Source organism: Streptomyces sp. NPDC043876 (assembly GCF_056435825.1).
On the sequence record NZ_JBWKDV010000012.1, the window covers coordinates 169,362 to 194,986 of the forward strand.

The 25,625-nt window shown below is 69.1% G+C and carries 29 protein-coding genes; 4 read left to right on the forward strand and 25 right to left on the reverse strand.

The features are described from left to right. Positions 1-20 precede the first annotated feature (20 nt). Positions 21-290 carry a DUF6207 family protein gene (locus AC0693_RS31890; RefSeq protein WP_478803682.1) on the reverse strand — a complete coding sequence of 90 codons (270 nt, stop codon included), beginning with the start codon at positions 288-290 and terminating at the stop codon, positions 21-23. 793 nt (positions 291-1,083) lie between these two features. Here AC0693_RS31890 and AC0693_RS31895 point away from each other — a divergent pair. Both AC0693_RS31895 and AC0693_RS31900 read left to right on the forward strand, forming a co-directional pair. After that, on the forward strand, positions 1,084-1,509 hold the full coding sequence (locus tag AC0693_RS31895; protein ID WP_478803683.1) for a tetratricopeptide repeat protein: 426 nt from the start codon (positions 1,084-1,086) through the stop codon (positions 1,507-1,509). 876 nt (positions 1,510-2,385) lie between these two features. Beyond that, positions 2,386-2,865 carry a P-loop NTPase family protein gene (locus tag AC0693_RS31900; RefSeq protein WP_478803684.1) on the forward strand — a complete coding sequence of 160 codons (480 nt, stop codon included), beginning with the start codon at positions 2,386-2,388 and terminating at the stop codon, positions 2,863-2,865. Between the two features lie 56 nt (positions 2,866-2,921). Here AC0693_RS31900 and AC0693_RS31905 read toward each other — a convergent pair whose 3' ends face one another. The 4 genes from AC0693_RS31905 to AC0693_RS31920 all read right to left on the reverse strand — a co-directional run bounded on the left by AC0693_RS31905 (position 2,922) and on the right by AC0693_RS31920 (position 4,895). Then, positions 2,922-3,071 carry a hypothetical protein gene (locus AC0693_RS31905; RefSeq protein WP_478803685.1) on the reverse strand — a complete coding sequence of 50 codons (150 nt, stop codon included), beginning with the start codon at positions 3,069-3,071 and terminating at the stop codon, positions 2,922-2,924. 47 nt (positions 3,072-3,118) lie between these two features. Further along, entirely contained in the window at positions 3,119-3,421 is a 303-nt protein-coding gene (locus AC0693_RS31910) for a DUF6087 family protein (protein WP_478803686.1), read from the reverse strand. 138 nt (positions 3,422-3,559) lie between these two features. Continuing rightward, positions 3,560-4,285, reverse strand: a complete 726-nt coding sequence (locus AC0693_RS31915) for a hypothetical protein (RefSeq protein ID WP_478803687.1) — start codon at positions 4,283-4,285, stop codon at positions 3,560-3,562. 322 nt (positions 4,286-4,607) lie between these two features. Continuing rightward, a complete protein-coding gene (locus AC0693_RS31920) occupies positions 4,608-4,895 on the reverse strand; it encodes a helix-turn-helix domain-containing protein (protein ID WP_478803688.1) in 288 nt (95 codons plus the stop codon). A 284-nt stretch (positions 4,896-5,179) separates the two neighbouring features. On the opposite strand from AC0693_RS31920, the gene AC0693_RS31925 reads away from it, so the two are divergent. After that, positions 5,180-5,482 carry a DUF6225 family protein gene (locus tag AC0693_RS31925; protein WP_478803689.1) on the forward strand — a complete coding sequence of 101 codons (303 nt, stop codon included), beginning with the start codon at positions 5,180-5,182 and terminating at the stop codon, positions 5,480-5,482. 294 nt (positions 5,483-5,776) lie between these two features. Here the strand turns inward: AC0693_RS31925 and AC0693_RS31930 are convergent, their stop codons facing one another. The 16 genes from AC0693_RS31930 to AC0693_RS32005 all read right to left on the reverse strand — a co-directional run bounded on the left by AC0693_RS31930 (position 5,777) and on the right by AC0693_RS32005 (position 21,244). Next, the gene (locus AC0693_RS31930; protein WP_478803690.1) at positions 5,777-6,238 is read right to left on the reverse strand and encodes a hypothetical protein; all 462 of its coding nucleotides are present in this window, start codon (positions 6,236-6,238) and stop codon (positions 5,777-5,779) included. 35 nt (positions 6,239-6,273) lie between these two features. Continuing rightward, complete coding sequence (locus tag AC0693_RS31935) at positions 6,274-8,742, reverse strand: hypothetical protein (protein WP_478803691.1); 2,469 nt, start codon at positions 8,740-8,742, stop codon at positions 6,274-6,276. A 383-nt stretch (positions 8,743-9,125) separates the two neighbouring features. Beyond that, a complete protein-coding gene (locus tag AC0693_RS31940; protein WP_478803692.1) occupies positions 9,126-9,578 on the reverse strand; it encodes a hypothetical protein in 453 nt (150 codons plus the stop codon). A gap of 432 nt (positions 9,579-10,010) precedes the next feature. Continuing rightward, entirely contained in the window at positions 10,011-10,931 is a 921-nt protein-coding gene (locus AC0693_RS31945) for a hypothetical protein (protein WP_478803693.1), read from the reverse strand. Continuing rightward, positions 10,928-11,791 carry a ParA family protein gene (locus AC0693_RS31950; RefSeq protein ID WP_478803694.1) on the reverse strand — a complete coding sequence of 288 codons (864 nt, stop codon included), beginning with the start codon at positions 11,789-11,791 and terminating at the stop codon, positions 10,928-10,930. The genes AC0693_RS31945 and AC0693_RS31950 overlap by 4 nt, the downstream gene beginning before the upstream one ends. A 1,833-nt stretch (positions 11,792-13,624) precedes the next feature. Beyond that, positions 13,625-14,953 (reverse strand): ADP-ribosyltransferase, encoded by a 1,329-nt coding sequence (locus AC0693_RS31955; RefSeq protein ID WP_478803695.1) that lies wholly within the window; start codon positions 14,951-14,953, stop codon positions 13,625-13,627. Between the two features lie 139 nt (positions 14,954-15,092). Then, on the reverse strand, positions 15,093-15,779 hold the full coding sequence (locus tag AC0693_RS31960; protein WP_478803696.1) for a hypothetical protein: 687 nt from the start codon (positions 15,777-15,779) through the stop codon (positions 15,093-15,095). A 47-nt stretch (positions 15,780-15,826) separates the two neighbouring features. Continuing rightward, complete coding sequence (locus AC0693_RS31965; protein ID WP_478803697.1) at positions 15,827-16,510, reverse strand: nuclease-related domain-containing protein; 684 nt, start codon at positions 16,508-16,510, stop codon at positions 15,827-15,829. A gap of 345 nt (positions 16,511-16,855) precedes the next feature. Next, positions 16,856-17,767: a hypothetical protein gene (locus AC0693_RS31970; RefSeq protein WP_478803698.1), complete on the reverse strand. Its 912-nt coding sequence runs from the start codon at positions 17,765-17,767 to the stop codon at positions 16,856-16,858. A gap of 126 nt (positions 17,768-17,893) precedes the next feature. After that, a complete protein-coding gene (locus AC0693_RS31975; protein WP_478803699.1) occupies positions 17,894-18,199 on the reverse strand; it encodes a hypothetical protein in 306 nt (101 codons plus the stop codon). 29 nt (positions 18,200-18,228) lie between these two features. Beyond that, positions 18,229-18,681, reverse strand: a complete 453-nt coding sequence (locus AC0693_RS31980) for a hypothetical protein (protein WP_478803700.1) — start codon at positions 18,679-18,681, stop codon at positions 18,229-18,231. Positions 18,682-18,721: 40 nt separating this feature from the next. Beyond that, on the reverse strand, positions 18,722-19,147 hold the full coding sequence (locus tag AC0693_RS31985) for a hypothetical protein (RefSeq protein WP_478803701.1): 426 nt from the start codon (positions 19,145-19,147) through the stop codon (positions 18,722-18,724). Positions 19,148-19,243: 96 nt separating this feature from the next. Then, positions 19,244-19,477, reverse strand: coding sequence for a hypothetical protein (locus AC0693_RS31990; RefSeq protein WP_478803702.1), 234 nt, complete (start codon positions 19,475-19,477; stop codon positions 19,244-19,246). A 50-nt stretch (positions 19,478-19,527) separates the two neighbouring features. Next, positions 19,528-20,310 carry a M48 family metallopeptidase gene (locus AC0693_RS31995; protein ID WP_478803703.1) on the reverse strand — a complete coding sequence of 261 codons (783 nt, stop codon included), beginning with the start codon at positions 20,308-20,310 and terminating at the stop codon, positions 19,528-19,530. 113 nt (positions 20,311-20,423) lie between these two features. Then, positions 20,424-20,678 carry a hypothetical protein gene (locus AC0693_RS32000; protein WP_478803704.1) on the reverse strand — a complete coding sequence of 85 codons (255 nt, stop codon included), beginning with the start codon at positions 20,676-20,678 and terminating at the stop codon, positions 20,424-20,426. Between the two features lie 92 nt (positions 20,679-20,770). Continuing rightward, positions 20,771-21,244: a hypothetical protein gene (locus AC0693_RS32005; RefSeq protein WP_478803705.1), complete on the reverse strand. Its 474-nt coding sequence runs from the start codon at positions 21,242-21,244 to the stop codon at positions 20,771-20,773. A gap of 463 nt (positions 21,245-21,707) precedes the next feature. On the opposite strand from AC0693_RS32005, the gene AC0693_RS32010 reads away from it, so the two are divergent. Then, positions 21,708-22,100, forward strand: a complete 393-nt coding sequence (locus AC0693_RS32010; protein ID WP_478803706.1) for a hypothetical protein — start codon at positions 21,708-21,710, stop codon at positions 22,098-22,100. Between the two features lie 508 nt (positions 22,101-22,608). Here AC0693_RS32010 and AC0693_RS32015 read toward each other — a convergent pair. From AC0693_RS32015 to AC0693_RS32030, 4 genes are all read right to left on the reverse strand, one after another. Next, entirely contained in the window at positions 22,609-23,292 is a 684-nt protein-coding gene (locus AC0693_RS32015; protein ID WP_478803707.1) for a hypothetical protein, read from the reverse strand. A gap of 166 nt (positions 23,293-23,458) precedes the next feature. Next, on the reverse strand, positions 23,459-23,743 hold the full coding sequence (locus tag AC0693_RS32020; protein ID WP_478803708.1) for a hypothetical protein: 285 nt from the start codon (positions 23,741-23,743) through the stop codon (positions 23,459-23,461). Positions 23,744-23,883: 140 nt separating this feature from the next. Beyond that, entirely contained in the window at positions 23,884-24,708 is an 825-nt protein-coding gene (locus AC0693_RS32025) for a hypothetical protein (protein WP_478803709.1), read from the reverse strand. Between the two features lie 89 nt (positions 24,709-24,797). Beyond that, on the reverse strand, positions 24,798-25,586 hold the full coding sequence (locus AC0693_RS32030) for a hypothetical protein (RefSeq protein WP_478803710.1): 789 nt from the start codon (positions 25,584-25,586) through the stop codon (positions 24,798-24,800). Between the last annotated feature and the right edge of the window lie 39 nt (positions 25,587-25,625).

Sequence of the window (25,625 nt, forward strand, 5' to 3'; positions counted from 1 at the left end):
GGACACCAGGTTCTCCGCGGTCAGCCGTGGTGCTCCGGTGTCTGTCCCTCCCCCGGGTGCCTGTCATCCTCCAGGGCTTCCTCCTCGGCGAGATCCGTGTGTTCCAGGTCGGCGTGGATCCGCAGGCGTACCCCGGGCTGTCCCGGCAGTCGCCAGATCCGGTCGCCTCCGTCCGTCGCCCAGATGCGCGCCAGCTGGTCCCTTGCGGCGTTGGCCGTGCGTTCGTCTGCCGCCACGAGATCCATCACGATCAGACCGGGCTTGCTCAGGTGTACAGGTTCGATGTCCATGCGCTGCCCAACGAGCCAACTCGCCTGAGGCTTTGACCGACTTGGCGGTCGCCGCAGCCATGGGCCCGGTCAGACGGCCTCCCCGGTGTCAACGCCGTCCTCTCGCGGGACCTGACGGCCTACGCGGGGAGGGCCGGTGGCCGGCATGGGCCAACCACGTTGAGAGCCTCCTGGTTGGAAGTTCACCGGGCTTCGGCGATCCGGGTTGCCACCTCTTCGTTCACTCTGCTGCGGTGACGGGCGGCGATGGGGGTGCGCATGCGACGCCCAGGTTCACCGCCGCAAGACGAGGGGCGACCCTCGCGTCCTTCTCCGAGGCCAGGAACCTGCCGGGGTCTCCACGGTGTTCCAGAAGCCCCGCTGCTCTCCCGCCCGACTCCGGAGCCGGGGTCCGGATCGACTGCGAGGAGATGTGCCTGCTCGGCCGGGCCGCCCGCAGCCGGTTGGGATACTGCGATCAGTCAAGTCCCGGATATCCGGGAGCAATGAGGCGGAATGGAGACCAGGTGGCGATACCGAAGCGACCGGAGCCGTTGGAGCCGTGGGTCGAGCCGGCTGCTGAGGCCGGCGACGTAGCCGCGATGAAACGGCTCGGACAGTACTTCTACGAGACCGGCAGCGAAGGCAACGCTCCAGCCGAGAGATGGCTGCTCGCTACCGCGGAGGCCGGTGATGCCGAAGCGATGTACTCGCTGACCCGGGTCCACCATGACCGGGCAGTGAACGCGACTCCTCACGGCGAGGCACACGATCTCACCGCGGCGTCATGGTGCAGGCGAGCCGCCCAGGCGGGATGGATCCCAGCGATCCAGAGCATGGATGCGTACGCGGCGGACCAGGACGAGCGCGAGTTCTGGCTCCGAAAGGCCGTGGAAACCGGCGCCCCTGGGCGTCATCCACCCTCGCTGACGTCCTCGACGAGATGGGGCGTGCCTCCGAAGCGGAACACTGGTACCGCAGAGCCGCGGATGAACCTGGCCGTATCGGTCTCTCGGCCCGCGAGTACTTGGGCGACTTCCTCCTGAGGCAGGGACGCCTGGAAGAAGCCGCCGAGTGCTGGAAGCAACTCGCGGAAGCAGGTGAGCCCGCAGGCGCCTGGCACCGGGCCTACGTTCTCGAGAAACTCGGCCGGCCAGACGAAGCAGCCACGTGGCGTCAGCAGGGTGACGCCCTGCACGCCGCAAGACGTGCCCAGGAACCCGACTATCCAGAGCGGTAGGACGAGCACTCTCCCCGCCCCGCGGCGTCAAGCACCCGACCGTCCGCACCGACAGTCCTCCCCCGCCACATTGCCTCTCGACAGCTGTCGACTCACACGCTCTCCTGCTCGACGCGCCCCCGCAGCTGCGCACCGCGGACGGATCGCCGGTGCGGGAGCGCCCCATCCGTGACTCCCCGAGCACGTGCGCACGGCTGGCGGACGGCTGTACTGGCCGACGTGGCCGACCGGGCACGTACGCCTGTTCCCCGCCCCGACGGCTCGGTTGGTGCGGTGGCCTACTACGACAAGGGCCGGCTGGAGTCCGCTCGCTCCGAAACGATCGCGGCTCTGGATCCGATGACCGCGTGGCGGACCGGGAAGGACTCCCCCGCGAGTCCCTGTGATGTCCGCAGTCCTGCCGCCGCTGGGCTGCGACCCGCGTCCTCGACGAGCAGCAGCGCGACTTCAGATCTCCGAACTCTCGATGCGATTCGTCTCGCACCCGGCCTTGGGCCACGCGCGTCCGCGAGGCGTGGATCGTGCTATCCGCCGTCACGACCCGGCTCTGCTCGAGGCCGCCGACGGACCTCCGGCCAGGACGTACAGCCGTAAGTTGGCGGCCCTCCCAGAGAGCGGATCCCACGGTCGTAGCCCGCGTCCCCGCGGCAACCTCGGGGCCCGCAGCAGTGCCCTGGTCGTGTCGGTGTCTTCGATCCCATCGTCTCCGTCGGTGCCGACCGATAGACTGCGCGCTGGGCAGATCCGCGCCACGCCTGTTGCCAAGACCTCCGCCCACGCTCGGAAGTCGATGCGGCCAAGAGTCCAGGACTCGCGCACACCCGGGTTACCTCCGTGTGCCGTGATGCGTGGGATCTGGCTGGAGATGGGACACCGATGACCAACGCAGACCGCCGCGCAGTCGACCAGGCGGTGAAGGCTTACATGGCCGAACACCCCGGAACCCGGCGAGTCGTCGCCCGCCGCATCGTCGAAAGCATGACGCCGGCCCCCGAAGCCGAACCGGTAGACCCGAAGCCCGTCCAGCCGGAATGGGCAGGCATCATCGCCCAGACGACGGAGGGGCTGAACACGCCCTTCCAGCAGAGTCGCCGAGGCGGCGAGAGCAAGACCACCACCACGATTGACCTGCGCGCGAGCCTGGCGCTGCACGGATCGGATGCCGTCCTGTTCGACTTCGACGGCCCCAGGTCCCTCTCGGCGACCGACACCGGCGAGTACGACCTCATCCTCACCGACCTCCCTCCGTCACCGGGCCCGATCACGCTCGACGGGGTGGACGAGGAAGAGTTCCTGCGCCTGCTCGGCCCGGCCACGGGAAGCGGCAAGGCGCCCTTCCCGCCCCACCAGCAGTAGCGCCCTGCTGGCCTGCGCCCTGCTTGAGCTGATGCCCATCAGGGTGAAGGCGAGCGTCAGAACAGGGCGGCGGGCAAGCAGAACCAGCTGGTGGCCTCCTCGACGAGCCCGTCGCGAGGGGGCCCGTCGGCGCCGTTCGGCCACGCGATGTAGGCATGTCGCAACTGGGAGCGCTGACGCTCGTCCCGTCCAGCGCGGAGGGGCATGGCAGTGGGCGAACAACGGATAGCCATTTGCCGGAATCCCGATTCCTTCACGGTCGGGGCTTTCGGTGTCGGCCGGGCTCCTTCTTCGGCGCCGGCGAGTGGCCGGGCACCTGCGTGTCCTCCGCTCGCTGGGTGGGGTTGATGAACTGGCTTGCCGCCGCGTAGTTCTCGACGGTGGCCACGGGCTGCCAGGAGAATCCGTCCCATTCGAGGATCAGGCGCGGGACCTGGGGGTCGAGGTGCGCGGCGCGCTGGGGGCCGGTGCTGAGGGTGATGGCCTTGAATTCGCCGGGCTTGCGAAGCCGACCTTGACGCCGTGCGGCCCACTGGTCCAGGGGTTCGTCGTCCATGGTCTACCTCCATTGAGCGAGGGCAGCACCCTACCGGCTGGCCTGCGCTGCCAGCGCTCGGGCGGGGGTCCCTGACGCTGCCGTGCGCAGCGGGGGCGCGCGGCATCTGAGTCAGCGGTTTTCGCGCCGCTGGGCCGGTCAGCTGGTGGAGCGCAACAGGGCGACGACCGAGTCGCCATAGCGACGGGCACGGGTCCAGACGGCGAAGTAGTCCGTGTGGGCCTGGTCGAATTCCTCTTCACGGCCCAGCTGCACCCGCAGGCCGCGCCCGCGGCTCGGCAAGGGGCCAGACTCTCTCTCGGCCGGGTGATCCGGTTCGTACACCTCGTACAGCTTGTCCCTGGTGCGGTGGCCGAGCAGGCTGGCCTGGAGCATCCGAGCCTGGCTGGCGACATCCTGAACCAGGGGCGAGTCACCAGGGGCGAGCGCGGACTCGGGGCCCGGCTGAGGGATGGCCCGCCAGATGCCCGCGTCGGAGCGGGTGACCGCTTCCGTCCACCACCGGGGAGTGACCCCGCCCGGAAGAAGACGAGGCCCCGGCAACCGGCGCGGGGCCGACCGTGCGGCCGCTCGACGAAGCAGGGCCCGGTTCGCGGCCCGCAGCAGCGCGGCGTCGTGAATCTCGCTCACCGCCGCCGCGGCGTGAAGGCCCTCGTTTCCACGCTGCCAAGCGGAACCCCGAACGTGGGCGGCCAGCTCACGCTGATAGGCAGCCGGATCACTTTCGCTCAACTCCCGCCAGTGAGCCGGACGGATCTGCGCGAGGTGCTCCTTGCCGGCACGTACTCGGTCCGCGGCAGCGGCGGCGGCTGCGCACCGGTCGGCGAGGACTTCGGTGGTGAAGGACCAGGTCGGGCGTGCCATGACTCCTGCTGAGGTCGACGGGGTGCTGCCTGCCATTGTTCCTGCGTCCCGGCCTATGGGGGACGGTCACGCCACCTGTTGCGCGGCAGGCCGGGAGTCAGGCAGCCGCAGGTCGTCTCGCGGAATCGGCCAGTACGGATCGGAGACGTCCCATCCGTACCAGGCCGGGTCCAGCTCACCGGTAGTGATGTCGACGACGCCTTCGGGGACGAGGCGTACGGGCGGCCGGTGAGGCCGCCGATTCTCGCGGATCCGGGCGGACTGCTCGGCCAGCCACCGCTGCCAGGCCTTGCGTTGCGCCTGGTGCCGCAGTCGGCGGGCTTCACCAAGGCCGTCCGTTCCGCGTTCCCGGGCAATGCTTGAGTTGCCGCTGGTCAGGGGCTAGGCCGGCGCCAGATTCGAGGCGGCGCGGCAGGTAGTACAGGTCGCCGGCCACTTCTACGAGGTGGTCGTCGAGGAGGGCACGGAGGCGGCGACGTACGGTCGTTCGGTGGAGCCCGGTCGCTTCGGCGAGGTCCGCCGTGCTCGCTCCGTCCAGGGCCGTGAGGCAGGACAGCAACCGGGCCGCGGATGTGCCGTGGGCGCGGGCGTGGAAGGCGTCATGAGCCATGACCCGGTCCAGCGCCCGGCTGTCACGTGCCGGCGGCTGAGCGTTTCCGGGACACTTTCTGCCCCCCTCTCCTGCAGGTGGGAACTGTCCCGGCGCCGCACGTTGGTCACCGGCGGCTTCGGGGACGAGGAGTTTCCAGGCAGATGTCGGATGGCTCCGAAGATTTCAGTAGCGCACGAGACTTTTCACTCGGTCCTTCAGTGCCGCACCGAACACTTCTGGTCGGCAAGCGCGTTGGTCAGGACGCAGCCGGGCGCGCGGTCCGGCAAGCGAAGGAGCAGAGGATGAGCGACCGTCGAATCAGCTCGGAGGGCTACCACCACACCGTCGAGGCATGGACGGTAGGCCGCTTGCGGGCGGCTCTGGCGAGGGTGCCGGACGACACGATCGTGGCAGCGTCGATCCCGCTGAGCCTGGCTCCGCGCCCCACTGACCCGGATGGCGGGGAGGATTACGACTGGGTCATGACCGACATCGAGGAGGCGCCGTCAACCGGACCCGAGCCCATCACGCTGGTCCTCGATCGGCCAACTGGCCGGTACATCCACATTCACCGGGTGGAAGAGGATGAAGAGTTGACGGATTGAGCAGCAACTTGATGCTGAAGTCCTTTGTGCGGCAGATGCGCGGCAAGCCACCGTACAATAGACATCAGTGCCCAGGTCGCAGCCGTGCCGACTGAAGTCTTCGGTGCGGTCCAACAGCAGAGCCCTCTCCCCGGCCCCCCGCGGCCTCCAGCATCCGAAGCCAGCCCTGCTCCGTGAGACGGGAGTTGGAGGCCTCCGCGGTGGAGCGGGCGCACCCCATGAGCTCGGCGAGCTGACGTACCGCGACCTGGTGAACGAGCCCACCGGCCTTCTCGGCCAGCCGGAGCCGGGCGGTCAGGTTCTTCTCGTCCGCACCGGCAGCTCTCCCCCGCCATGTGTGCCGCTCAACAGCCTGTCGGGCCAGCGCGATCTCCAGGCCGGCATCAGCACGTTCGTCAGAGGCGGCGAGGCGGCGCAGAACGCGCGGGCCTTGTCGAGCATCTCGGCGAGCTTGCCCTCGAGGTAGCGCTCGCCCTTGCGGGCCCGCAGCCCTCTGGCCCAGGCTCCACCCGCTGTGGGGCGCAGCACCAGGGCCGTATAGAAATCGGCTTGGGAGAAGGACCGGCCGGGCTGGGAGAACATCGCCGCGAGTGCGGCAGTCACCCGGAATCCTGCCTCGTCCTCGGTGCGGCCGCCGTACCGGCGCTGGGTGTCGCCCTCCAGCAGCAGTCGGCGGGCTTTCGCCGACAGACCGGGAAGCGCATCCACCCAGGCTCGCAGCCTCGCCGACGGCTCCTGCTGCGGAACGACGTACACCAGCCCACTTCTGCGGCGCCGGCCCCCGCATCCGTTCACGCCGCTCTCACCAGTACGCCCGTGGTGTCGGCGCTGACGGCAACCTCCTCGCCGGGCAGCGGCCGTTCCGCAAGGTCGGACAGCGCCGCGGCCCAGTCGGTGGGTGGCCGGCCGGCATCTCGAGGCCTTGCCCGCTCCACTTCCGCCAGGAGATCGCCCAGCAGGTCCCTGGCCGCTTCCCCCCGGGCTTTGGCCTCCGCCTTGGCCACCGCTTCCAGCAGGTCGGCGGCGCTCGCGTACTGCGGCGCCCGCCGCCGGGTGGTCCAGCCGGCCTGCTTCGCCGCAGCGTCGGCGACCGACCCGCGCTCCAGCCGGTACAGGGCCCACCCCGTGCGCCGCGCCAGGATCTGGCGCACCGCGGAAAGCCGGGCGAAGGCCCTCACGGCTGGGTCATCGACGCTCGCGGCGTCGGCTGCCGCCGCCGCACTGGCCACCGTGTCCGCCTCGATCCGAGCGGACAGCTCCCGTACGGCCTGGTGATTGCTGAGGTCGGCCCGCATCGCGACCGCCACCGCGACCGCCTTGCGCACCTCCTCCGCCAAACCGCGGGCCGCAGTGCAGCCCAGGCACAACCCGCCGGCCTCTACGACCCCGCAGTCCGCGCACGGCCGGCTGGCCCGCTCTGCCTCCTGAGCTGCGAGCTCAGCGCGCCGGAGCTCCACGGCCTCCAGGCGCAGGGCCGTCTCGGCAGCGCTTCGCTCCCTCCGGATCAGGTCCATGGCCGCCTGGCGCTGAACGCCGAGGTTCAGCCGGCGCTCCACCTCCGCCCGCCGCTCCCCCGGACCCAACCCCGCCAGTTCCGCGACAACCTCGGAGCGGATACGGGCCCGAAGCTCACGCCGGTCACCGACCACGGCCTCGCAGCTGTCACAGCCCAGGCCGGTGTTCATCCGATGGCCGTCGTCGCACAGCACCGACCAGCACCCCGGGCGCTGCGGCAGGCCCCGGCCCACCATCCACGCCACCGGATCGGTCACCGGGGCACCAAACAGCTCAGCCAGCCGCCGCTCGAGACGACCGGCCAGCACCCGCACAGCCCGATCACGACCAACCAGATCAACAACCCGGTCCAGCTCGCCGCGGACCAGACCAGCAAGCCACCGCTGCGTCCCCGGCTTCACCAACCGGGACCACAGCGACTGGACCGGCTCCAGCACCACGCCGAGGTCCCGCGGCACAGCAGCAGAACCCTGCGCCCACAGCCACGCAGGCCCACCAGCCGCAGCCACTCCCCCATCAGCAGCAGGAGGCTTGTCCCCGCGCAGCGGGCCTTGCCCAGCGCAAGACGAGCCCCCAGTCGACGACTTCACCTCGGCGGCATCCTCGCCCGCCCGTGCGCGGTCCGGCAGCGGACCGCAACCCGAGACGGCAGAGCCGGAAAAGCATTCCAGATCACCGTCAGAAGAAGCATCAGCAGTAACCACATCAGGGTGGTCGGTGTGGAGGAGTGCACCATCGCCGACGTACGAATCAGCCTGCGAATCCTGCTCAACCCCAGTCGCCCCATAGGTTTCAGGCGCCTCGTCAGCCTCATCGACGTTGGAGCGAACCCTGAGTGCACCGACAGGACCGGCCGGAACCTCACCCAGTACGTCGTCGAACGAGTCCTGAACAAACCCTTCCCCCGACAGCTCACCCGCCCCATCGTCGGAACCAGCCGCACAGTGCTCGCAGTGCACACAGCCAGAGTTCGTCGAGCCAGCGTCCTTCGCAGCCGGCGTTGACTCGATGCGCCCGGCGGGCTCAACGGCAGACGCAGCACGGTGTGCCGCGGCGACCGCCGGCACAACCAGGCGCTCCCGGGCTCCTTCACCGTGGACCTCGACTAGCCCCGCCGCCTCCAGGCGGCCGACGACCCGCTGAGCATCATCGAGCTCACACCCCAGCTGCCGGGCGACCGTGGCCGCCGCCCGCCCATGACCCGCTGCCACCGAACCCGGCGCCATCACCACCCGTCCGTTCGGGCGAGCCAGCAGAACCAGCAGCAGCAGCACCAAGCGGTCCGAAGCAGCCCCCGGTCCCTGCCGGCCGCCGAGCAACCCCGGCGGCGTCTCCGGAGCGTCCTTGGGAGCCCAACCCGGGCCGAACACCGCTTCAGCCAGACGCAAAAACGTCGCCAGCTCCCGCTGCGATAGCGATAGCGCGTGGGCCGGCCCCTCGGCACGCGCCCGGACCAACGCCGTCAGGGTCAGCTCAAGCCCATCGACTTGGCCCTCCCCGTCCTTCGTTGGTCGAGACAGAGCGACACGCCTACCCCGGAGTTCAGGCAGCACGTGGTGATCAACGTATGACTTTGAGTAGCCGGACCAGCGCGCCAATTCCTGCGCCCGCGTCAGAACCGCGGGCGAAGACGCCGGCGACTTGGCCAGCAGCACAACCGCGGCCAGCAGCACCGAATCCCGAGCACCAGCCAGCGCAGGATCGGCCAACACGGCCCGCACAGCGGTCAGCAGGCGCGCACGCATCGATCGGCTCAACTGCAGGGGCAGTCCCGGGCCGGACGCTGACACCGGGCCAGCACTAACCAGCCTCATGCGGCGCGGTTCTAGGCCGCGCCGAGCGGCGTTGAAGGACTTGAATCGAGCAGGCTTCGCATCGGATGAAGGCAGAGCGAAGCCCGCCCTCGTACCGGTAGCGATGATCGACTCCAGTCGAAGGTGTGAGCTTGAGGCGACCACCCGCTTGTTTCTAAGTGGTCGTAGAGGGGGTGTGGATGTTGGTGTGAGCCTCCGCTCCTTCGGTAACGACAACGGGCCCGTGACCGCCGGTCTCGGGCCCGTTGTGCACCGATGCCAGACCTCTGGCTAGGTGGGTGGTTGTGATCGTTCCGGGATCGGGCCGCAGGTCATCAGCTAGCTGCCCACTCGCTGTAGTGGCGCTGGGACGGGAGCTCGCGGAACCACTTCCCGATGGGGGCGTAGTAGAAGGGCTCGTCCTGCAGCCGGAACAACTCTGTGCAGTACTCGCCCGGACCATTAGCCAGCCGGGCACCTGTTTGGTGGATGAAGAGGCCAGTTGCGGGGCCCAGTTCCTCCGGAGTTGCGCCCCGGACGGTATCGATCGCTATCTGCTCCCAGAGCCGTAGCCCCTGATCCTTGTTGGCCGGACGCCGTTCCTCGGGCCAGACATGGCGCTTAAGCGCCCCGTACAGGCGGACGAGGAGAATGTCCGACTCGACGATGACCATCTGGTCGATGACCCCTTCGGCTGCCGCATCGCGAGCAACTTTGGGGAGCACACCGGCTTCGGATGCAAGTCTCCGAAGCGACCAGGCGCCTGTGGGCGAAGGCATGTCGAACACCTCTCTATGTGTTGGCCCACTGTATCGCGTCAGACCAGCGTTGTGGGACTGCCAGAACCATACCGGCGTGTCGCGACAGGACTCATCACAGCCCTCCGGATCGTCAGATCCGCCGCTGACCAGGTCATTTATGTCGCTGTGATGGATGAGCGGTCCACATTTGACGATGCGACAGAATCAGAGGATGGATCTGGCAGAGTCAATGAAGTGAACGGGGCGGGCCTGTCGCATTGCTGCATCCGTGGGAGCTTTGCTCTCCTGTTCGCCTCATTGCATGAGGGAGTGCCTGCATGACTGCCCGGAGCCAAGTGAATTAGTGAAGTGAAGGGTTCTCGGGACTGTCCTTCGATGAGCTCCAGGAGGATTCCAGAAAGCCCTTGGGCCGAGCCGGATGTATCCGGCTCGGCCCAAGGGCGTGCTGTTCCGACCTACTCAGGGGCTCGGCATCGGCCCTTCGTCCTGGAGGAGGTCGAGGAGGCAGTCGCCCGCAGCGCTCAGGACATCGATCCAGATGCCGTGACGCGTACCTCGGAGTGACTTCTTCAACTCGGTGAGCCGCTGCTGCGCCTCCGGGCTGATGCTGAACTGGGCGTTCTCTCCCTTGGGATGCTCTCCATCCCAGCGGTCGATCAGCCAGTCGGTCGCAAGCCTCTCAACCTCGTCGCTGTCCTCCGGCAGGCTTTTGATCGCTGCGTCGAAGTAGTGGCTGGCTGAGAGGAGCCGACGGCCGGAAGTCTCCGCGTCTTCGTACGCCCGGTCCTTCAAGGCGTTCTCGGTGTCAGGGACCAACCGCCCTGACCAGGAGACCCAGTTCCGGCGGGTGCGCTGGTCGAGGAACGAGTCCACCACGGCAGCCTGTCCAGGCTTGAGCTTTGTCTTCTTGGCCTTCGTCCGAAGGATGGGCGGGTCCGACGTAATACTTGTGAATCGGACACCTTGGTCCCGGGCCTGGGGCCGGCGGCGGCGCACGGGCTGCTCGGCGGCGGGCTGCTCGGCGGCGGGCTGCTCGGCGGCGGGCTGCTCGGCGGCGGGCTGCTCGGCGGCGGGCTGCTCGGCGGCGGGCTGCTCGGCGGCGGGCTGCTCGGCGGCGGGTTCCTCGGCGGCGGGCTGCTCGGCGGCGGGCTGCTCGGCGGCGGGCTGCTCGGCGGCGGGTTCCTCGGCGGCGGGCTGCTCGGCGGCGGGTTCCTCGGTAGTCGGAACGCGCTCACTAGCCGGGGACGGAACCGGGAGTCGTTCGGTGGTGCGCTCCTCCTCCGCCTCCGTGTTGCCGAGGAAGCCGCCAACGTCTGCGTCGTTCCCGACGTGCTCGACCGCACTGAAGTCGAAAGCGCGCTTCTTGCCCCGCCCGCTCATGCCGCACCAGCTGCGATGCGGTCGATGATTTCCTGGGTGAGGTCCTCGTACCAGCGGCTCGCTGCGTATGCCGGCTCATCGATCACAATCGGTCGACTGATGCCGTAGGACGCCGAAATCTGATCGCTCGTGCGGATCTCGGCGGAGAAGGGATGTAGATCCCACTTGGCAAGGTAGGCGTCGACGGCATCGGCCTCGTCGGTTCGCTTCGACGGGGGCCTGGATTCGTTGACCACTGTGCCGAGAAACTTGGGGCGGCAGACGAGGCCGCTCTCGTCATCAGCGGTTCGCTCGGGCACCCGCTGGGTGTTGTTACGCACGACGCGTGCACCGTCAGCAGTGGCCAGCCGCGGGTTGCAGATGGCGAGCACGTAGTCACCTGCGGCAAGGGCGACAGAAGCGAGGGCATCAGCGGAAGGCGGCGTGTCGATGAGGACGAAGTCGAAGTCGTTCTCGACGGTCAGGAGGAGTCGGCGCAGCGTGGCGGTGGCACTCCAGCCCCGCTTGGCTACCTCGGTGCGCGCTCGCTCGGTGACGCCCATGACGGAGCCGATGACGTGGAGAGTTCCAGGTCCGTCGAATCCCTTGAGGAGGACGCTGCGGTCGATCATCCGCTCGTGCAGAGACGGCATGGAGCTGAGATCGTCCGCATCCACAGCGTCGATGTAGTCGAGCAGAGCGCTGCCGATGTCGCTGGGCTTCTTGGTGAAGGCGCCCAACGAGACCCCGAGCTGTCCCTGCAGTTCGAGGTCGATCAGAAGGACTCTCTTGCCGGCAGTCGCCAGCGCGGCCCCGATGTTCACGGTGGTGGTCGTCTTCCCAACCCCACCCTTCTGGCTGGCGACTACGAGTACCTGCATTGCGGTCCTTACCGAGGTGTGTTTGCCGTGGAGCGCGGGTGAGGACGGGGCCAGTTCACTGCTGGGCCTGCCAGGTTCACCCGACGGCGCACAGGGTAACAGCCTGCCCCAGTAGTTCGGCTTCAATGGGGCGTTATATGCGTGTCTCAGGCGCATCGTGAGCGGGGGTTCGGTACTGACAGGACCGCCTGCTGGTAGTTCGGAACCGCTATATACCGGTATGCGCTCGGTGGCGCTAACTGCCCGGTGCGGTTGTCGACATGGAGCCTTGGCTGCTGATGGGTTTGACCGACCTGGCGCTGGCTGAGGCGACGTTGCGGGCGGTGGCGTTGAGATCGTGTGCGGCCCTGAACGCTTGCGCTCCATGGCGAGGCGTTGAGCTGGGGATTGGCGTTGGTGGGGTGAGCGCGCCCGTCCCGGTGTGCGCGACTCAGCGCGGCCTGCTGCCAATCCGGATGCTCCGGGAAGTGGTCCGGGGGGTGTTGCGTGAGTCAAAAGCAGAGAGGTGCCACCAACGGAGTGACAGCTCAGCCGGATGGGTTACCTGAGGCTCTGGTGTGGACCGTGTAGAGGTGTCGACCTGCGCTTCGTCAAGGGTAGGCGGGGCGGTGCTGAGGATGAACAGCAGCCGTCCACCGCGCGCTCATGGGCTCGACGTTGCGTGGAAGCGGGCGGCGTAGGGCATCAGAACGTGCACGCGAGCATGCGCTGACGTTTCGCTGCACTGTCGCCCAGAAGCACGCTTTGGGGTGTCTAGATGAGCATGGATGCCGCTGAATGCGCGATATGCGCTCGTAGCGTGAGGTTTTGTAGAAACACGCGAAGCTACGAATCACTGCACTAAACAGAGTGAGTACTACAGGAGATTCGTCTGCAGCGGGAGGGGCGAGAGGCGAGGGCGTGAGGCGGGCAAAACCATACGGGCTTAGGTGTGAAAGAAGGGCGTCAAGCCAGCCAAGGTGCCTGTCTAGGCGTTGTAGTGGGTGCCAAATGATACGTCAAATGAACAGGAAGCGAGCGTGTGGAGCCTGGTGCATATATGGAAGGTGGCGCCTTGCTCTCAATGCGGAAGTGGGTGAGCAACTGAATGAGTGAGTGCATGCATTGGTGCGGTAGGTACTGCCATGAGGACCGCCATACGTATTGCTATGGGTGTTGCTATGTCAATCGCCTTGGGCGCCGCCTAGGCAAGCGCAGTAGCAACCGCCTTGGCTGCCGCCTTGGTGAGTGCCTTGGTGACCGCCATGGGAACCGCCTTGAAGACTGCGTTGGGAACCGCCATGGAAAGTGTCTTAGGCGCCGCCTGGAGAACCGCCTTGACACTCGCCATGGTGAGTGCCGTAGTAACCGCCTTGGGCACTGACTTAACAACCGCCTTGATGAATGCATGGAAGTTTGTGAAAAAGTGAAACTTGCTGGCTGGATCATGTGATCCTCCGGGCTGCGGCACGGGCTACAGGCCGAGGACCTCGCGAAGCGAGCTGGGGAGGGCCGAGGCATCGGAAGAGTGGGCGATGTAGTGGCGCCGAATGCGCCGGAGGCTCACGGGGTCCAGGCGGGGACCTGAAGCTGGTTGGGGCCCGAGGTCCGCGCGAACTGCCGCTGGAAGGTATGCGAGGAGCTCGCCGTGGCTTCGGTCGTCACTCTGGGCAGCGAGATCGTCGAATGACACTCGGGCCGGTGCCAGCGGTTCATGGCCGTCTGCGACGGGTTGGGGTGCCGGCTGTCCTTGTAGACGCGATGAGCGGGACTGGGACATGTCTTGTTCTCCAATGCTGGCGTGGGACCGCATACCAGTGTCAGCGGTACCACTGCGGGTGGGAAACGGGAAACCTAGTGGCGTGGGATTTCGTCGAGGTGGACCAGCTGAACGACGACGCATCGGTTTCTGTCGATGATGACGTTGTCGTGGATCCCGACAACTCGGTAGGTGGCCTTGCGGGGCATGAGGCGTTCGTACTCGGTTTCGTCGTGGGAGAGTGCAGTGACGGCGGCTCCGTGGCGGGAGACGACTTCGAAGACGACACCGTGGGAGGCCTTGCCCAGGGTGCCGTCGCGTCCTCGGAACTCGGTTTCGGCGAAGGTGCTGGCGGCGACTTCTGGGCAGTGGGACGTGCTCATGTAGGAGTCGTCGCGGTAGTCCTGGCCGACCCTGAAATTGTCCTGAACCCAGGGCACGACGTTGTCGGCTGCCCTGATGGCCTCGGGTGGGGTGTATCCGCGGTAGGTGATGTGGGGGTCTTCGGGTTCGGGAGCGGAGGCTATAGCGGAGTCGAGGTGCTCGGTGATCTCGCGTGCTGACGCGGACAGGCCTTCGGGGGCGTCATCGAGGTCGGCGCCGGTGTAGAGGTGGTGGTTGATGGGCTCGTAGTCGTCGTCGCAGTACCCCTGGAGCCAGGCGTGCTGGTCGTCGTCGAGTTCGGCGGCCCATGCGTAAGACTCCCGGTGCAGGCGGTGTATGTCGTCGTCGTCGAGGGCGTCGCGGTTCTTTCCAGCGGTGAGGCCGTGCTTTCGCCAGGGCTTGGCTGGCTCGCCGGTGCGGGCGGTGTGGAGGATCTCCTCGGCGACGTCGGCGGGTACGCGGTCGTAGATGACCTGGCCGTGTTCGGTCCGGTAGTCCCAGGGGGACTTGGCCAGGGCTTCGTAGCGGTTGCGGTCGAGGTCGGTGAGGGTGACGCGGGTGCTCGGGCGGGTGTCGTCGTCGGGGGAGGGGTGGATGGTGACGGCGCCGGCGTATCCGTCTTCGTCCCAGGCGACGGTCTGGTGGTCGCCGGGGCCGGGTATGAGGACGGCCTGGTGGTTGCCGGTGGCCTTGGCGAGGGCGTAGGCGGAGCGGACGTGTTCAGGGGCGCCGGGCGGTGGGGTTTCGCCGATGAGGCCGGCGTTGGTTTCGCTGTTGCCGGCCAGGTGCTGTTGGGCCAGCTCGGCGTCCTCGCGGGCTTGCTTGGCGTAGGCGGCAGCCAGCTCGTCGTCGCCGGCGGCCGCGGCCTCGCGCGCTTGTGCCGCTGCCTGCACGGCTTCGGCGTACGCGGCGTGAGCGGCCTGGTCCTCGGTGGCTGCGAGGAGTTCGGCGAGTCCGGGCGGCACGGCCTTGCGGGCTGCGCGCACTGCGGGGTGCGAGGACACGCAGCGCCGTCCGCCGTCGGCCTTTGACTGGCACATGGCGTCTCTCCCTTCGGGAAGCCTTGATCGACTTCTGGTCTGGGGAGAGGCTGCGGTGCGGGGCCTGTGGATGAGGGAGACGGATTTCCGGGGTCGTCGGCCCTCGGACGGCTGACCGTCCGGACCCCGGCCCCGGCTGTCAGGTCGCTGTGGGGCGCAGGCCGGGGGTGTTGAGATAGCTCGCGATGATGGCCGCTGCCGCATCGGAGTCGGCCGTGCAGCCGGCGCTGCCGTCGCTGCGGTACAGATATCCGCCGTCGGGCTTGCCTCCGTGGTCGGAGACCCCCACGACCCAGCCGTCGTGGGCGGTTGGAACGCGGTCGAGGAACCCGTCCGGACCGCAGACCCACAGGTGCGGACCCTCCCCGACCGTGCCCGGCCGGGCGTTGGGGTCGAGCGGGATGGCGTACGTGTCGTAGCAGGGTTCACCGGTGATGCCGTAGGCCTTGAGCGCCGTGAGCAGCACGTCGCCGTTGGTTCGGCGGGGCACGGTGAACCACTCGGCGACGGCCTGGGCGCACCGCTCGGCGTCCGTCGAGAAGTAGGCGTGGGAGGTGCCTCGGTAGACGGTGGTGATCTCCGCGAAGTCCGGCGGTCCGTCGCTGCCCCAGGCGGTGGCGACCAGTCCCTGGACGAACTCCGGGGCCGCCCCCTTGAGATGGGTGCCGATGTGCACGAACACGATGTGCTCACCGCCGGGTGTGCGGGTGGACGGGGCACCAGGGGGCGTTGCGACGACGAGCCGCTCGTTGGAGTCGTAGGTGGCGGGGACGCCGCGCTTGAGGAGGCAGGCGATGAACTCGCCGGCGAGGTGGGAAGTGAGCAAGTGCGTTCCTCTGGTCGTCACGGATTGGGAGGGCGGGAAAGCTGAGGTCAGGTCTTCGGGGGGAATCGAGCGTCGGCGAGCATGGCCATGCTCCGGACGTGGCGTTTGTTCCATCCGGGCTGGCGAGGGAGGCGCCGGAGCGTGGAGCGAAGGCGGCTGGCGGGGATGACGATCACGTTCCCGATACGCAGGCGGCCGCCGGGAACGGCTGCTCCGTGGACGGCGACGATCGCGGTCACGGGGGTGCCGAGCGTCTGCTGGATGCGGGAGGCTTCCCACTCCACGGTGTCGAGGGCCATCCGGTACCGGCCGGAATACAGCTGGCCGTTGCTGACGCGCAGCGTGGACTTCGCCGACAGCACGTTCTTCGAATCCACCATGACCATGCCCGGGGGACCGGCGAGGATCGTGTCCGCGTTTGCCGAGGACCGGGGTATGGCCCGGTCGTGGAGGACGGCCCATCGTCCAGCCCCGAAGAAGACGAGGGGGATCAGGATGCGAGCGGTGCGCCGCTCGCCAGCTGCCCCCTTGGCCCAGCTGCTGCCGGACGAACGGTAGACACGGCGGGCTGTATACGCGGGGGGAACGAGGGCGCCCAGCAGGGATATCCAGCCCCCCAGGCTCCAGGTCCAGACGGCGAGCGCGGCACAGGGCAGTGCCGTCAGCGGAAGCAGCCACCGGGCGGTCCGGTGCTGACGGCGGATCTCTTCGGAGCGGATGAGCCTCGCCATGTGCTGGGCGCTGGCTCCGGGGCCGGGGCGGAACGATCGAGGCGATGAGCGAGTCAACTGGCGGCCCTCCTGGGGTCGGGCGGGATGTATGGGTCGGTCTTGACGATGAGGTGGGAGGGCTGTGGATCAGGGAGACGATGTCCGGCCGAGCCCGCGGCGACAGGTATTAAGATACGTGAACGAGCTGATTGTGTCCACTTAACCATGCGAAAATTCGAGTATCAGGCTTCGGAAGCACTCGTCTGCGGCTAGAGATGCCGTCGGGTGCGGACCCGCTCAGTCTCGTGACGCCTTCGGAGTGTGGCGCGGGGAAGTGCCGGCGCGGTGCGAGGCCGCGCGGGCGGACTAGCCGCAGGCCGACCCTCCGGCGCCGGGCGCGGGCGCCTGGCCGGTGCTGCCCAGCCAACTGTCGATACTCCGTGCGACGTCCCTCAGGAGCGCAGGGGCTTCCTCGGCAAGGGAGTGGATGTCTGCGGCCAGGGCCGCGGCACGATCGGCGAGCGAAGATGCCGCCGCAGGCGGCGTGATGGCCAGGGTCATGGCGGCGGCCCGGGACTCGGCGCCCTCGATCGCGTGGGTGAGGCGGAACTGCGCGAGAGCGGCCAGCTGGTCCACGTCCGTTGCCAGGGACCCCGCGGTGGCCCGGGCGAGGAGGTCGAGGACCTCATCGTTGTGGTTCTCCGCCGCGGGGAGGGCTTCGGCGAGTCGCTGGGCCTGATCTGCCCGCCGGCTGACCGCGGCGACTTCCTCCATCCGCCGGATACGGTCCTCGGCCGCGCCGAGGACCGCATCGAGTGCTGCGCTGCGGGCACCGTAGAATTCGCGGGACGCCCTGCTGGTGTCCTCGGGAAGGGGCTTGTGTGCGGACAGCGTGGCATGCCGGGTCAGCAGTTCGGCGACGGCCTGGACTTCGGCCCCGAGTACCGTGCGGATCTGCGGGTCCGTCGCCTTCTTGACGATGGCCAGCACGGCATCCATCCGGTCCTGGAGCGGCTGCAGTTGCGCGGACAGGGGGGTGAGGGCCTCAATCCGGTAGCGGCCGCGATGCTTGGCGGCGGCCCGGTAGCCGTCCTTGTACTGCAGCCATCGGTAGGAGTCTCCCCGCTCGAACCGCCGGGGTGCCCGTCCTGCCCAGGCGGGACGGTCCGGAACAGGCCCCGTAGGCGCCGGCAGCAGCTCGGGGGGAACGACTGCGATGAGATCGGCGTCCCGGGCGGGAACGGAACGGTCGACGATCACCCGGTAAGTAGTGGACATGAGGACCTCGCCGAGAAAGTAGGAAGGCGGTGGGATGGGGCCGTGGGTAACCGAACCTCGCCTGAAGGGTGCTACGTACCTGTTGTGGGCCGCCTTGGCGCAGGCGGACCCTCGGGTGATCCAGGTTCAGCCGCCAGAGGATCCCGCGCGCACCCAACGGATGGACATGACCACGCAGACGGCTAGCCCCATGACGAGGCCCACCGCGCCGCCACCGAGGAACCCCAAGACGACAGGTTGGGCGTCGGCGGAGAGCACCGCGGGGACACCCACGCTGAATGTCGCGCCCCCGATGATCAGCACCAGACCGGGGCCGTGCGAGCCGGTGTGACGCCCGGTGTACGCGGCCCAGGGCAGCCCGATTGCCAGGCTCGCAGCCATGAGTACAGCGGCGAACTGCCAGCCGATCAAGACCCCGTCCAAGTCACTCATCCGTTCCTCCCCTCATATTGTGTCGCGCTCTAGGGATGTGGCAGGCGGCTGGCGCTGCGGTGTCGGTCTTGGGGGCGCAGGGTGCGGGTTATCAGCTGGCTGGCGGCGCGGAAGCGGACGCGCATCACCGCGTCCGTGGTGCAGAGCGAGGGCAGGTGGTACAGCTCCTGCGTCATGTGATCGAGGAGGTCCCGCCGGGCGCCGGCGCGAGGGCCGAGGCCGCGGGTGGCGAGCCAGGCCGCACGGTCGACGTCCAGGCACCAGGCAAGGCCAACGTGGGCGCGGCTCCCGGCGACCCGTAGGCGGCCCGGCCTGCCGTGGTCGCGGGCCCAGCCTTCTGCTGTGTCGAGCGCCGCGATGTCGTTGATGCTGGCGGAGATGTACCAGGACAGCTCGCGGGGCACGTTCGCGGAATCGATGCCGTTGTCGCGGGCGTAGGAGTCCAGGGAGACGTCCCACCAGGTTTCGAGTACGGCTTTCACCGGCGACCGGGCGCCGTGGCAAGCCGGCCGAGGCGGGGGGTCATCCGCGCAGCCCCTGGTCGAGGAAGGCCTGCGCCTCCGCAAGGTGCTCGCCCAGCGCAGTCAGGTGGGGTGCGGCGGCTTCGGCGAGCCGGACCTGCGGGGCAGGCGGGTTGGGAATGTACAGGACGGAGGCCAGGCGCAGCCGGGTCTTCCAGGCGGCGTCGAGTTCCTCCAGGAAGATGACGTCGCGCAGAGTAGGCGCGAGGTGCTTGTTCCACAGGTCACGGCCGAAGTTGTCGCGGCAGGTCAGGAGTGCGAAGCCGAGGTGGGCGGCGTGGGCCGATGCGTCGGCCCGGGCCTGCCGGTTCATCGGTGTCCCGAAGAGGCGCTGGAGTTCAGCGTGGTGTAAGGCGGCGAGGTCGACGAGTTCGAGCGGGCTCATCTGCGAGTAGCGGCTGGTCGTCGAGGGAGGCGGGGTGCGCACGGTGGCTCCAGAGCGAGGTGGGGGAAGCGGCGTGGGCAAGCCGGTGGCGAGGAGACGGAGGGCACGGCGCGAGGGGCGCTGTGGCCAGCGGGCGGGTTACCCCGGCGGGCGCGGGCAGCTGTGGCGCTTGCGGGGCTCGTCTGCCGCGACCTTGAGAGAAGCGGTGGTGCTCCAGCCGCAACGGCACTCGGCGACCCAGCAGGTTCGCCCGGGACACCCGGCCGTGAGCGGCTTGCCCGAGACGGTGTACCTGTGGGCGCCGGGACCGCTGCGCGGGCACTCGGTGCCGTCGGCGTGGAGGGCGTACAGCCGGGGGTGGCGTGTGGCCACGGGGGCTCCTTGGTTCAGTGGTTGAAGGGAGAGCGTGAGTGGCAGCCCGGTCAGGGTGCACGGCGGATCGCGCCGTCCCACACCTGAGGCCCGGCCTTGCGGATGAGGTGGTGGTCCCGCCGGGCGGTGGGCAGGTGGCGCTGGAAGAGGTTCCAGAACTCCGGGCCGTGCGGCCGGCCGCCGGGCCGCGCGGCATGGACCAGCTCGTGGGCCAGCACGTAGTGGAGCAGCGGACGCGGGAGCTGGAAGGCGTGCCAGGCCAGGCGTACCTCGTGGCGGGGGCAGTGGTACGAACCCCAGCGCCTGGTCGAGCGCTCGACGGCGAGCGCGGGCATGGCGGCCTGGGGGGCTATGCGCTGCCACAGCTCAGGGGCGTTCTCTTGGAGCCAGCCCGCGCCCGCCTCGGCGTACCAGTCGATGACGGGGGCGGCTCCGCGCTGGGCGAGCTCCGCACGGTTGGCGGTGAGCCACCAGCCCGACCCGGTGCGGACGCGCGCCACGGGGCCGGGGGTGTCGGTGACCTTGAGGCGCATGGGGGCGCCGATGAAGTCGAAACCCTCGCCGGTGACCAGCTCCTTGCGGGGAGTCGCTGCGGCGTTTTCGCTTACGTGGGCGCGGTTCGCTGTGATCCACGGCCTCTGGTGGATGACGAAGGCGACCACCTGCTCGTGGCTGGTCCCCGGTGGTGTCCGAACGGTCACTACCCAGCCCGCGTCGCTGATGGACAGGCCCATGTGGAGCCGACGGGCGTGGCTGGTCACCTTCAGCGTGCAGCCCTTCAGCGAGGGTTCGGTGGCCAGAGCGGTACGGGCCTGGTCGGCGAGTAGTGACATCGGAATCTCCAGAGGCGCGAGGCGGGCTGGGAGGGTTTCACGGCGGTCAGCGGGCAGGGGACGGGGGGCCACGGCTCAGTTGACCGAGCCGTGGCCCCAGGGCAGGGCGTGGACTACTGGTGGCGGCGCAGCAGGGCGCGCAGCCCGAAGCCGGTCGCCTGTGCGGTCTTGCTGACCGGGAGCAGGGCCCAGCCGAGCAGCACGTTGAGCAGGCCCAGCAGGTACGGCGAGTTGAAGTCGAGGAGGTACTCGATGAAGCGGGCGACGGCGTAGAACGCGACCAGCTCGGCGACGAGCGCCGTGAAGGCGAGGCGCCTGGAGACGCTGGCGCGGTGCGGTTCGGTAGTGGAGCTCTGCTCGTGCGGCATGGGGGCCTTCCGTTCGAAGAGGTGTTGAGTGAGGGGGCATACGCCCGGGCCAAAGGCCCCGGACGTACGCCCCGGAAAGGGGGCTGGCCGGGTCAGGGGGTGCGATCGCGGATGAGTCCGGCGATCGTGCGGCCTATCTCCGTCAGGTGGGGCGTGTTGCGCTGGCCTCGGCTGCCGCCGGTGTCTCCGTCGGTGGCCTGTACGGCGCCGTGTGCGTCGCGGAATTCCACGAGCCGCATCTGGGCGAGCGAGTTGACCGTCGCCCACGGGGTGCCGGTGGCGAGCTGTCCGTTCTCGCCGATGTCGTGGATCAGCGCCCGCTGCTGCGGCGTACTCAGCAGCGCAAGACGACCGGCCGGGGTGATTCGGAAGGGGCCCTTGCGCCGGTCGAGGAGTGCGGACGCCACGGAGGTGATGACGTACCCGTCGCTGTCGAAGCGGACGATGAGCAGTTCCTCGTACAGGGAGCCCAGGACGCGCTCGCTCACACCGTGCGGGAGTTGGCCTTCGGGGTGCTGGCTGGCTGCCCGCAGGTGCTTCTTCTCGCTCTGTGTCAGCGCGAACATGTTTCCTCCCCTCGGTCGACGCACTCGCGCCGACATCAATAATGGTACCTGTTTCTAGATCAGAAGTACACTCATCCATGCGCAGTGACTGGTATCGAGACCTCCTGGACCGGTGAACCGCCAGCCGGTTCCGCAGTGTCCGGGATTCCGCGGTGAGCCGCCGCAGCTCCGTTCGGTCCATCGCGAGCCGGTATGCGCAGTCGGCTTTCCCGGCCGCGATCCGCAGCTCCTGCAGATCCGGCCGGGCGAGGAAGCGCAGGGCCAGGGCGCGCACCGCACCGGACAGACGAACCTGGGTGAGGGTCGGCGGGCTGCCACCAGCCCGGCCGCTGGTGCGCACTCGCGCGGCCACGCGGTCGGGGCTGACCGCGGTGACCGGCCGGGACGTGTTCCACTCCCCGCATATCGGCACGCGGTTGACCGTCGGCTCATGCGGAAGAGGGCCCGAGGAGGAGAGCGCGGCGTGTCCGTAGGTGACGTGGATGCCGCCGGGGACGGGGTCCGACGTGCGAAGCTCGGAGCCGATGGTGAAGCGGCCGGCCACCTGCGGCCCATGGGCCTCGTACACCACGGTGCCCGCGACGGGGTCCACTTCGACCTCGCGGACGCTGAGAACGCCCAGGGGCCGGCCGCTCTCGTCGGCGAACGGAACCGCCACCAGCCGGGGATCGGCCAGGGCGGGCTGGGGGGTGCGCCGTCGGCGCAGCCCGGTGAGCGTGCTGACGCGCTGCCGCAGAACCGCGCGCTCTGTGTCGACCTTGCCGAGCTGGAGCCGCACCTTGTCGCCCTCCTGCTTCTCGTGGGCCGCGAGCTCGTGGGTCCGCGCGCGCACCGCCGCGAGCATCAGGGCGGGTAGGTCGGCACGCTGACGCCAGCGCGCGAGCAGCGCCAGGATGACCGTCTGGGTGCGCCTTTCCGTTCCGCGGGGAAGGTCGCGCCCGTCGGAGCGGACTGTGTGCCTGCCGAGCAGGAAATGGCGCCTTGGGTGTTCGGGGTCGATGTCGTCGGTGAAGCCGTGCACCGTGATGCCGTTGATGACCGGTTCGTCCGGCCGGGCTTGGAGGTAGCCGAGGCTTGGGCCGTCTCCGAATTCGATCCTGACCGCCTGCGGGGTCAACGGCCCGCCGGCCAGGGCGAGAGGGACGACGACGAAGGAGCCGTGCAGACGGCGGCCTTCGATGGTGTAGCGCACCCGGCCGGCCTCGAGCACGGTGGTGCTGCTGACGGCGATGTCTTCTCTGCCGGCGGCCGGGGCGGACCCGATGGGCGGCATGGTTCCTCCAGGGGCATGGGGATGCGGTGGATGGGCGGCTTCGGCGATGGGGTCGGCATGGTGCGGGCCGCGGTGAGCGGCCCGCTCGGCCCTATTCGCCGGACAGCAGGCTCGGCATGTGGTCGTCGTCGATGAGGGTCAGCCTGCGGGAGGCCTGTGAGACCGCAGCCCGGGCGGATGGAAGCAGCACGGCCAGCCGTGCCTCTGAATCCGCCACCTGCGCTTGCGCCGCGCGCAGTAACCGCATCTGCCCGGCCAGCCGCCTGCTGTGACGGCTGTAGGCCATGACCGCCGAGGTGCTGCGGGCGGCGCGTTCGAGTTCACCACGGTCCGTGCGCTGGTCCCACGCACGGATCACGCACAGGAGTACCGTCCGGGCATAGGCGTCGGTGGGCCGGGGCAGCGAGGTCAAGCCGCCGGACTTCATTCGCCGCTGCGGCCTGACGGACCAGGGTTCTGCGATCAGGGCCTTCATGGTGCCCGACAGGGCGATGCCGTTGACGCTCAGCGGCTGTGACGCGGGGACCGGGAACGGCAGTGCGGCCACCTCGGTGGAAATGGCGATGTCGTATCCGTACGGGCGCAGGGCGTCGCTGGGGTCCACCAGGGCGGCGGCCGGGGAAACGATGACCGAACCTCGCACATGCGGAGCGCGCAGCTCGAAATGGACCGCCCCGAAATCGGGGTCGGACGTCGCCGTGATCTCCAGCGTGCCGTACATGCCGAGATCGGCGGTGCTGCGCTGCTGCTCAGGGGTGCGGTTAATGCGGGTCACCGATTCTCCTTCTCGTGCGGATGCAGACCGGCCGCCGGAGACGAGATGGCTCGTCCCCGGCGGCCGGAGGGTGGCGGCCTTGCCCTTACCGCCACTCAAAGAGTACCCGCTAGTCGATCATATGTCCACCTATCCATGCGGGATGCGCGTGTTTCGGGAGGTTGGTTCAGGGCGTCGGGCGCAGGGGCAGCAACGCGGAGTCGAAGAACCACATGAGGCCCTGGGACGCCTGCACGGTCACCGCCTTCGGCACGGCCTCGGTCAACGGCGCCGCAGCGCACGCCTGGTAGGTGGCCTGGATGCGGAACTCCGCGCCGGTGCGGTCTTCGAGCTTGCCGAGCAGTAGCGCGGCGACCTGGGCTTCCGTTGCTCCGTTCAGGGGCACGGACTCGCCCACCAGGCACGAGGTGCAGCCACAGGCCGCCGGGTGCACTGCGGTTGCGTCGATCACGGGCTCACCCCGCCATGCCCGGGAAGGCGACCTCGCCCCGGCGCTGGAGTGGTGGCTGGACGGTGGAGCAACGGCCGTGACGGGGGCCGGCCGGTGACCGCCCCGCACCGCGTCCGCAGGCGGACCGGCGAATCCGTGTGTCACGGTGCGACCTTGAGCACGCCAGCCCGCGTCGAAGACCGCGCCGAGGAGCTGTCCGCGCTGATGGGCAGGGGGTCCTGGCGCAACCGGAGTCCGGGCTCGGCCGGAGCAGGGTCGGAGCCGGCCAGACGCAGCAGTTCCTCCACCGTGGACGGCACCGGCCGCGCGCGGGTGGCCATCGGGAGCCAGGGGAGCAGTGACAGGTCGCACCCGGCCGGGAGCTCCTCGGCCGTATCGGCCCGAAGCGCCATCGGCCCGCCGGCCCAGACTTCGGCGGCGACCGCCCTGCTCTGCTCCCACAGCGGCCGCGAACCGTCCCGGTCGGCGGCCACGCCCGGAGACGACTTGCCCAGGAAGCCGACCAGGTGGGCGAGGACGTCCGTGCGGAACTGCTGCGCGCGGACCCTCAGCGTTCCGGCGTCCTCGTAGTCAAGGTGCCAGGCCGCCTCGGCAGTCGCCGAGCGCCGCCAGGAGCCGAAGGCCCGGGCGGCGCGGGTTGCCGCCGCTTCGAGCTGCTCCAGCAGCAGCGGCAGAGCCGCCAGGAACTGCGTCACGGTTCCCGCGGGCCCGCTGACCTGCAGGCGCCGCTCGTCCGGGGCGCCGTAGCGGATCCCCTCGGTCTGCTCCTTGTAGATGCTCCAGCGCGGGTTGACCCGCCAGGGCGTGACGTACTCCAGGTCGAAGGCGTCAGCCAGGCGGAGCGCCGCGCTGCGGTGCGCCTGCGCGCGGGCCCTGCTGGACACGGCGAAGCGGACCTCGCTGTCCAGCCGGCCGGGCGCGGGGGAGTGCGGCTGGCTGATCTCCACGTACGAACGTGGCTTCATGGGGGTGTCCTCTTCCTATGCAGGAGGTGTCGAATACCGGGATCGGCGGAGCCGCCTGGGCGGAGCGCGGGTCCGGGCGCCGGGAAGCCTCACGCGGGTGACTCGGAGGGGAGCGCCGAGAAGTAGCGCACCAGGGCCTCCCGGTACCGGAGCTCGGCTGCGTGCGCGGCACCGCGCAGCTCCCGCAGGCCGGGCTCGTAGGCGGCGATGTCGTCCGCAACCCACTGCGGGAGTACGGCGGCGAGCTCCTCCGGGGTCCGGCCCCGTCCGGGGACCGGACTACGCCGCAGGCTGTTCACCAGCAGCTCCAAGAGCTGCTCGCGGGTCTGTGTCGGCGGCTTCGGCGGCGGCAGCTGGCCGACAGCCCGCATTACGACCTCGTGGATCAGCCGGTTGTACTGGGCGTCGTTCAGGGCGTGATGGGCCGGCGTCTGCTGCTCGGGTATCTGGGCCCGGACTCCGGCCTCCTCGATCAGGTCGGCGAGGTCGTGGGAGAGACGCCGGGGGATGCTCGAAGGCATGGCGTTCCAGTCGTGTCCCCACAGGGCGTGGATCCGCATGACATCGCCTGCGCCGTAGTAGGCGTAAACGCGGGACTCTGGGGCCTCGGCGAAGAAGGCGGCGATCTCGTCGCGGATCTGGCCCGCGGGCTTGACGTCGGGGTGATCGCGGTCGAGGGCGAGGGTGGCGGTCCGGGGTAGCTGCGGCAGGACGTGCTCACGCAGGAAGGGGTCGGCCTGCACGGCGGCGTAGTCCATGCCGGCGTTCACGGCGTAGAAGTTCCTGCCCTGCTGGTCGGTCAGGCCGACGGAGATGAGACCTCTGGGGCTCATGTCACGTCGGATGAACTCGCAGTCGGCGTAGGTGCGGTTGAACATGGTGGAAGCCCTTTCTCGGCGTGATTCGCCGGGTTCGGC

What these genes read in the sequence shown, in the direction of transcription:
- AC0693_RS31890 (WP_478803682.1), bottom strand. Translation starts at nt 290, where the DNA reads ATGGACATCGAACCTGTACACCTGAGCAAGCCCGGTCTGATCGTGATG.
- AC0693_RS31895 (WP_478803683.1), top strand. Translation starts at nt 1,084, where the DNA reads ATGGATCCCAGCGATCCAGAGCATGGATGCGTACGCGGCGGACCAGGA.
- AC0693_RS31900 (WP_478803684.1), top strand. Translation starts at nt 2,386, where the DNA reads ATGACCAACGCAGACCGCCGCGCAGTCGACCAGGCGGTGAAGGCTTAC.
- AC0693_RS31905 (WP_478803685.1), bottom strand. Translation starts at nt 3,071, where the DNA reads ATGCCCCTCCGCGCTGGACGGGACGAGCGTCAGCGCTCCCAGTTGCGA.
- AC0693_RS31910 (WP_478803686.1), bottom strand. Translation starts at nt 3,421, where the DNA reads ATGGACGACGAACCCCTGGACCAGTGGGCCGCACGGCGTCAAGGTCGG.
- AC0693_RS31915 (WP_478803687.1), bottom strand. Translation starts at nt 4,285, where the DNA reads ATGGCACGCCCGACCTGGTCCTTCACCACCGAAGTCCTCGCCGACCGG.
- AC0693_RS31920 (WP_478803688.1), bottom strand. Translation starts at nt 4,895, where the DNA reads ATGGCTCATGACGCCTTCCACGCCCGCGCCCACGGCACATCCGCGGCC.
- AC0693_RS31925 (WP_478803689.1), top strand. Translation starts at nt 5,180, where the DNA reads ATGAGCGACCGTCGAATCAGCTCGGAGGGCTACCACCACACCGTCGAG.
- AC0693_RS31935 (WP_478803691.1), bottom strand. Translation starts at nt 8,742, where the DNA reads ATGCGTGCGCGCCTGCTGACCGCTGTGCGGGCCGTGTTGGCCGATCCT.
- AC0693_RS31945 (WP_478803693.1), bottom strand. Translation starts at nt 10,931, where the DNA reads ATGAGCGGGCGGGGCAAGAAGCGCGCTTTCGACTTCAGTGCGGTCGAG.
- AC0693_RS31950 (WP_478803694.1), bottom strand. Translation starts at nt 11,791, where the DNA reads ATGCAGGTACTCGTAGTCGCCAGCCAGAAGGGTGGGGTTGGGAAGACG.
- AC0693_RS31955 (WP_478803695.1), bottom strand. Translation starts at nt 14,953, where the DNA reads ATGTGCCAGTCAAAGGCCGACGGCGGACGGCGCTGCGTGTCCTCGCAC.
- AC0693_RS31965 (WP_478803697.1), bottom strand. Translation starts at nt 16,510, where the DNA reads ATGGCGAGGCTCATCCGCTCCGAAGAGATCCGCCGTCAGCACCGGACC.
- AC0693_RS31970 (WP_478803698.1), bottom strand. Translation starts at nt 17,767, where the DNA reads ATGTCCACTACTTACCGGGTGATCGTCGACCGTTCCGTTCCCGCCCGG.
- AC0693_RS31975 (WP_478803699.1), bottom strand. Translation starts at nt 18,199, where the DNA reads ATGAGTGACTTGGACGGGGTCTTGATCGGCTGGCAGTTCGCCGCTGTA.
- AC0693_RS31995 (WP_478803703.1), bottom strand. Translation starts at nt 20,310, where the DNA reads ATGTCACTACTCGCCGACCAGGCCCGTACCGCTCTGGCCACCGAACCC.
- AC0693_RS32000 (WP_478803704.1), bottom strand. Translation starts at nt 20,678, where the DNA reads ATGCCGCACGAGCAGAGCTCCACTACCGAACCGCACCGCGCCAGCGTC.
- AC0693_RS32005 (WP_478803705.1), bottom strand. Translation starts at nt 21,244, where the DNA reads ATGTTCGCGCTGACACAGAGCGAGAAGAAGCACCTGCGGGCAGCCAGC.
- AC0693_RS32025 (WP_478803709.1), bottom strand. Translation starts at nt 24,708, where the DNA reads ATGAAGCCACGTTCGTACGTGGAGATCAGCCAGCCGCACTCCCCCGCG.
- AC0693_RS32030 (WP_478803710.1), bottom strand. Translation starts at nt 25,586, where the DNA reads ATGTTCAACCGCACCTACGCCGACTGCGAGTTCATCCGACGTGACATG.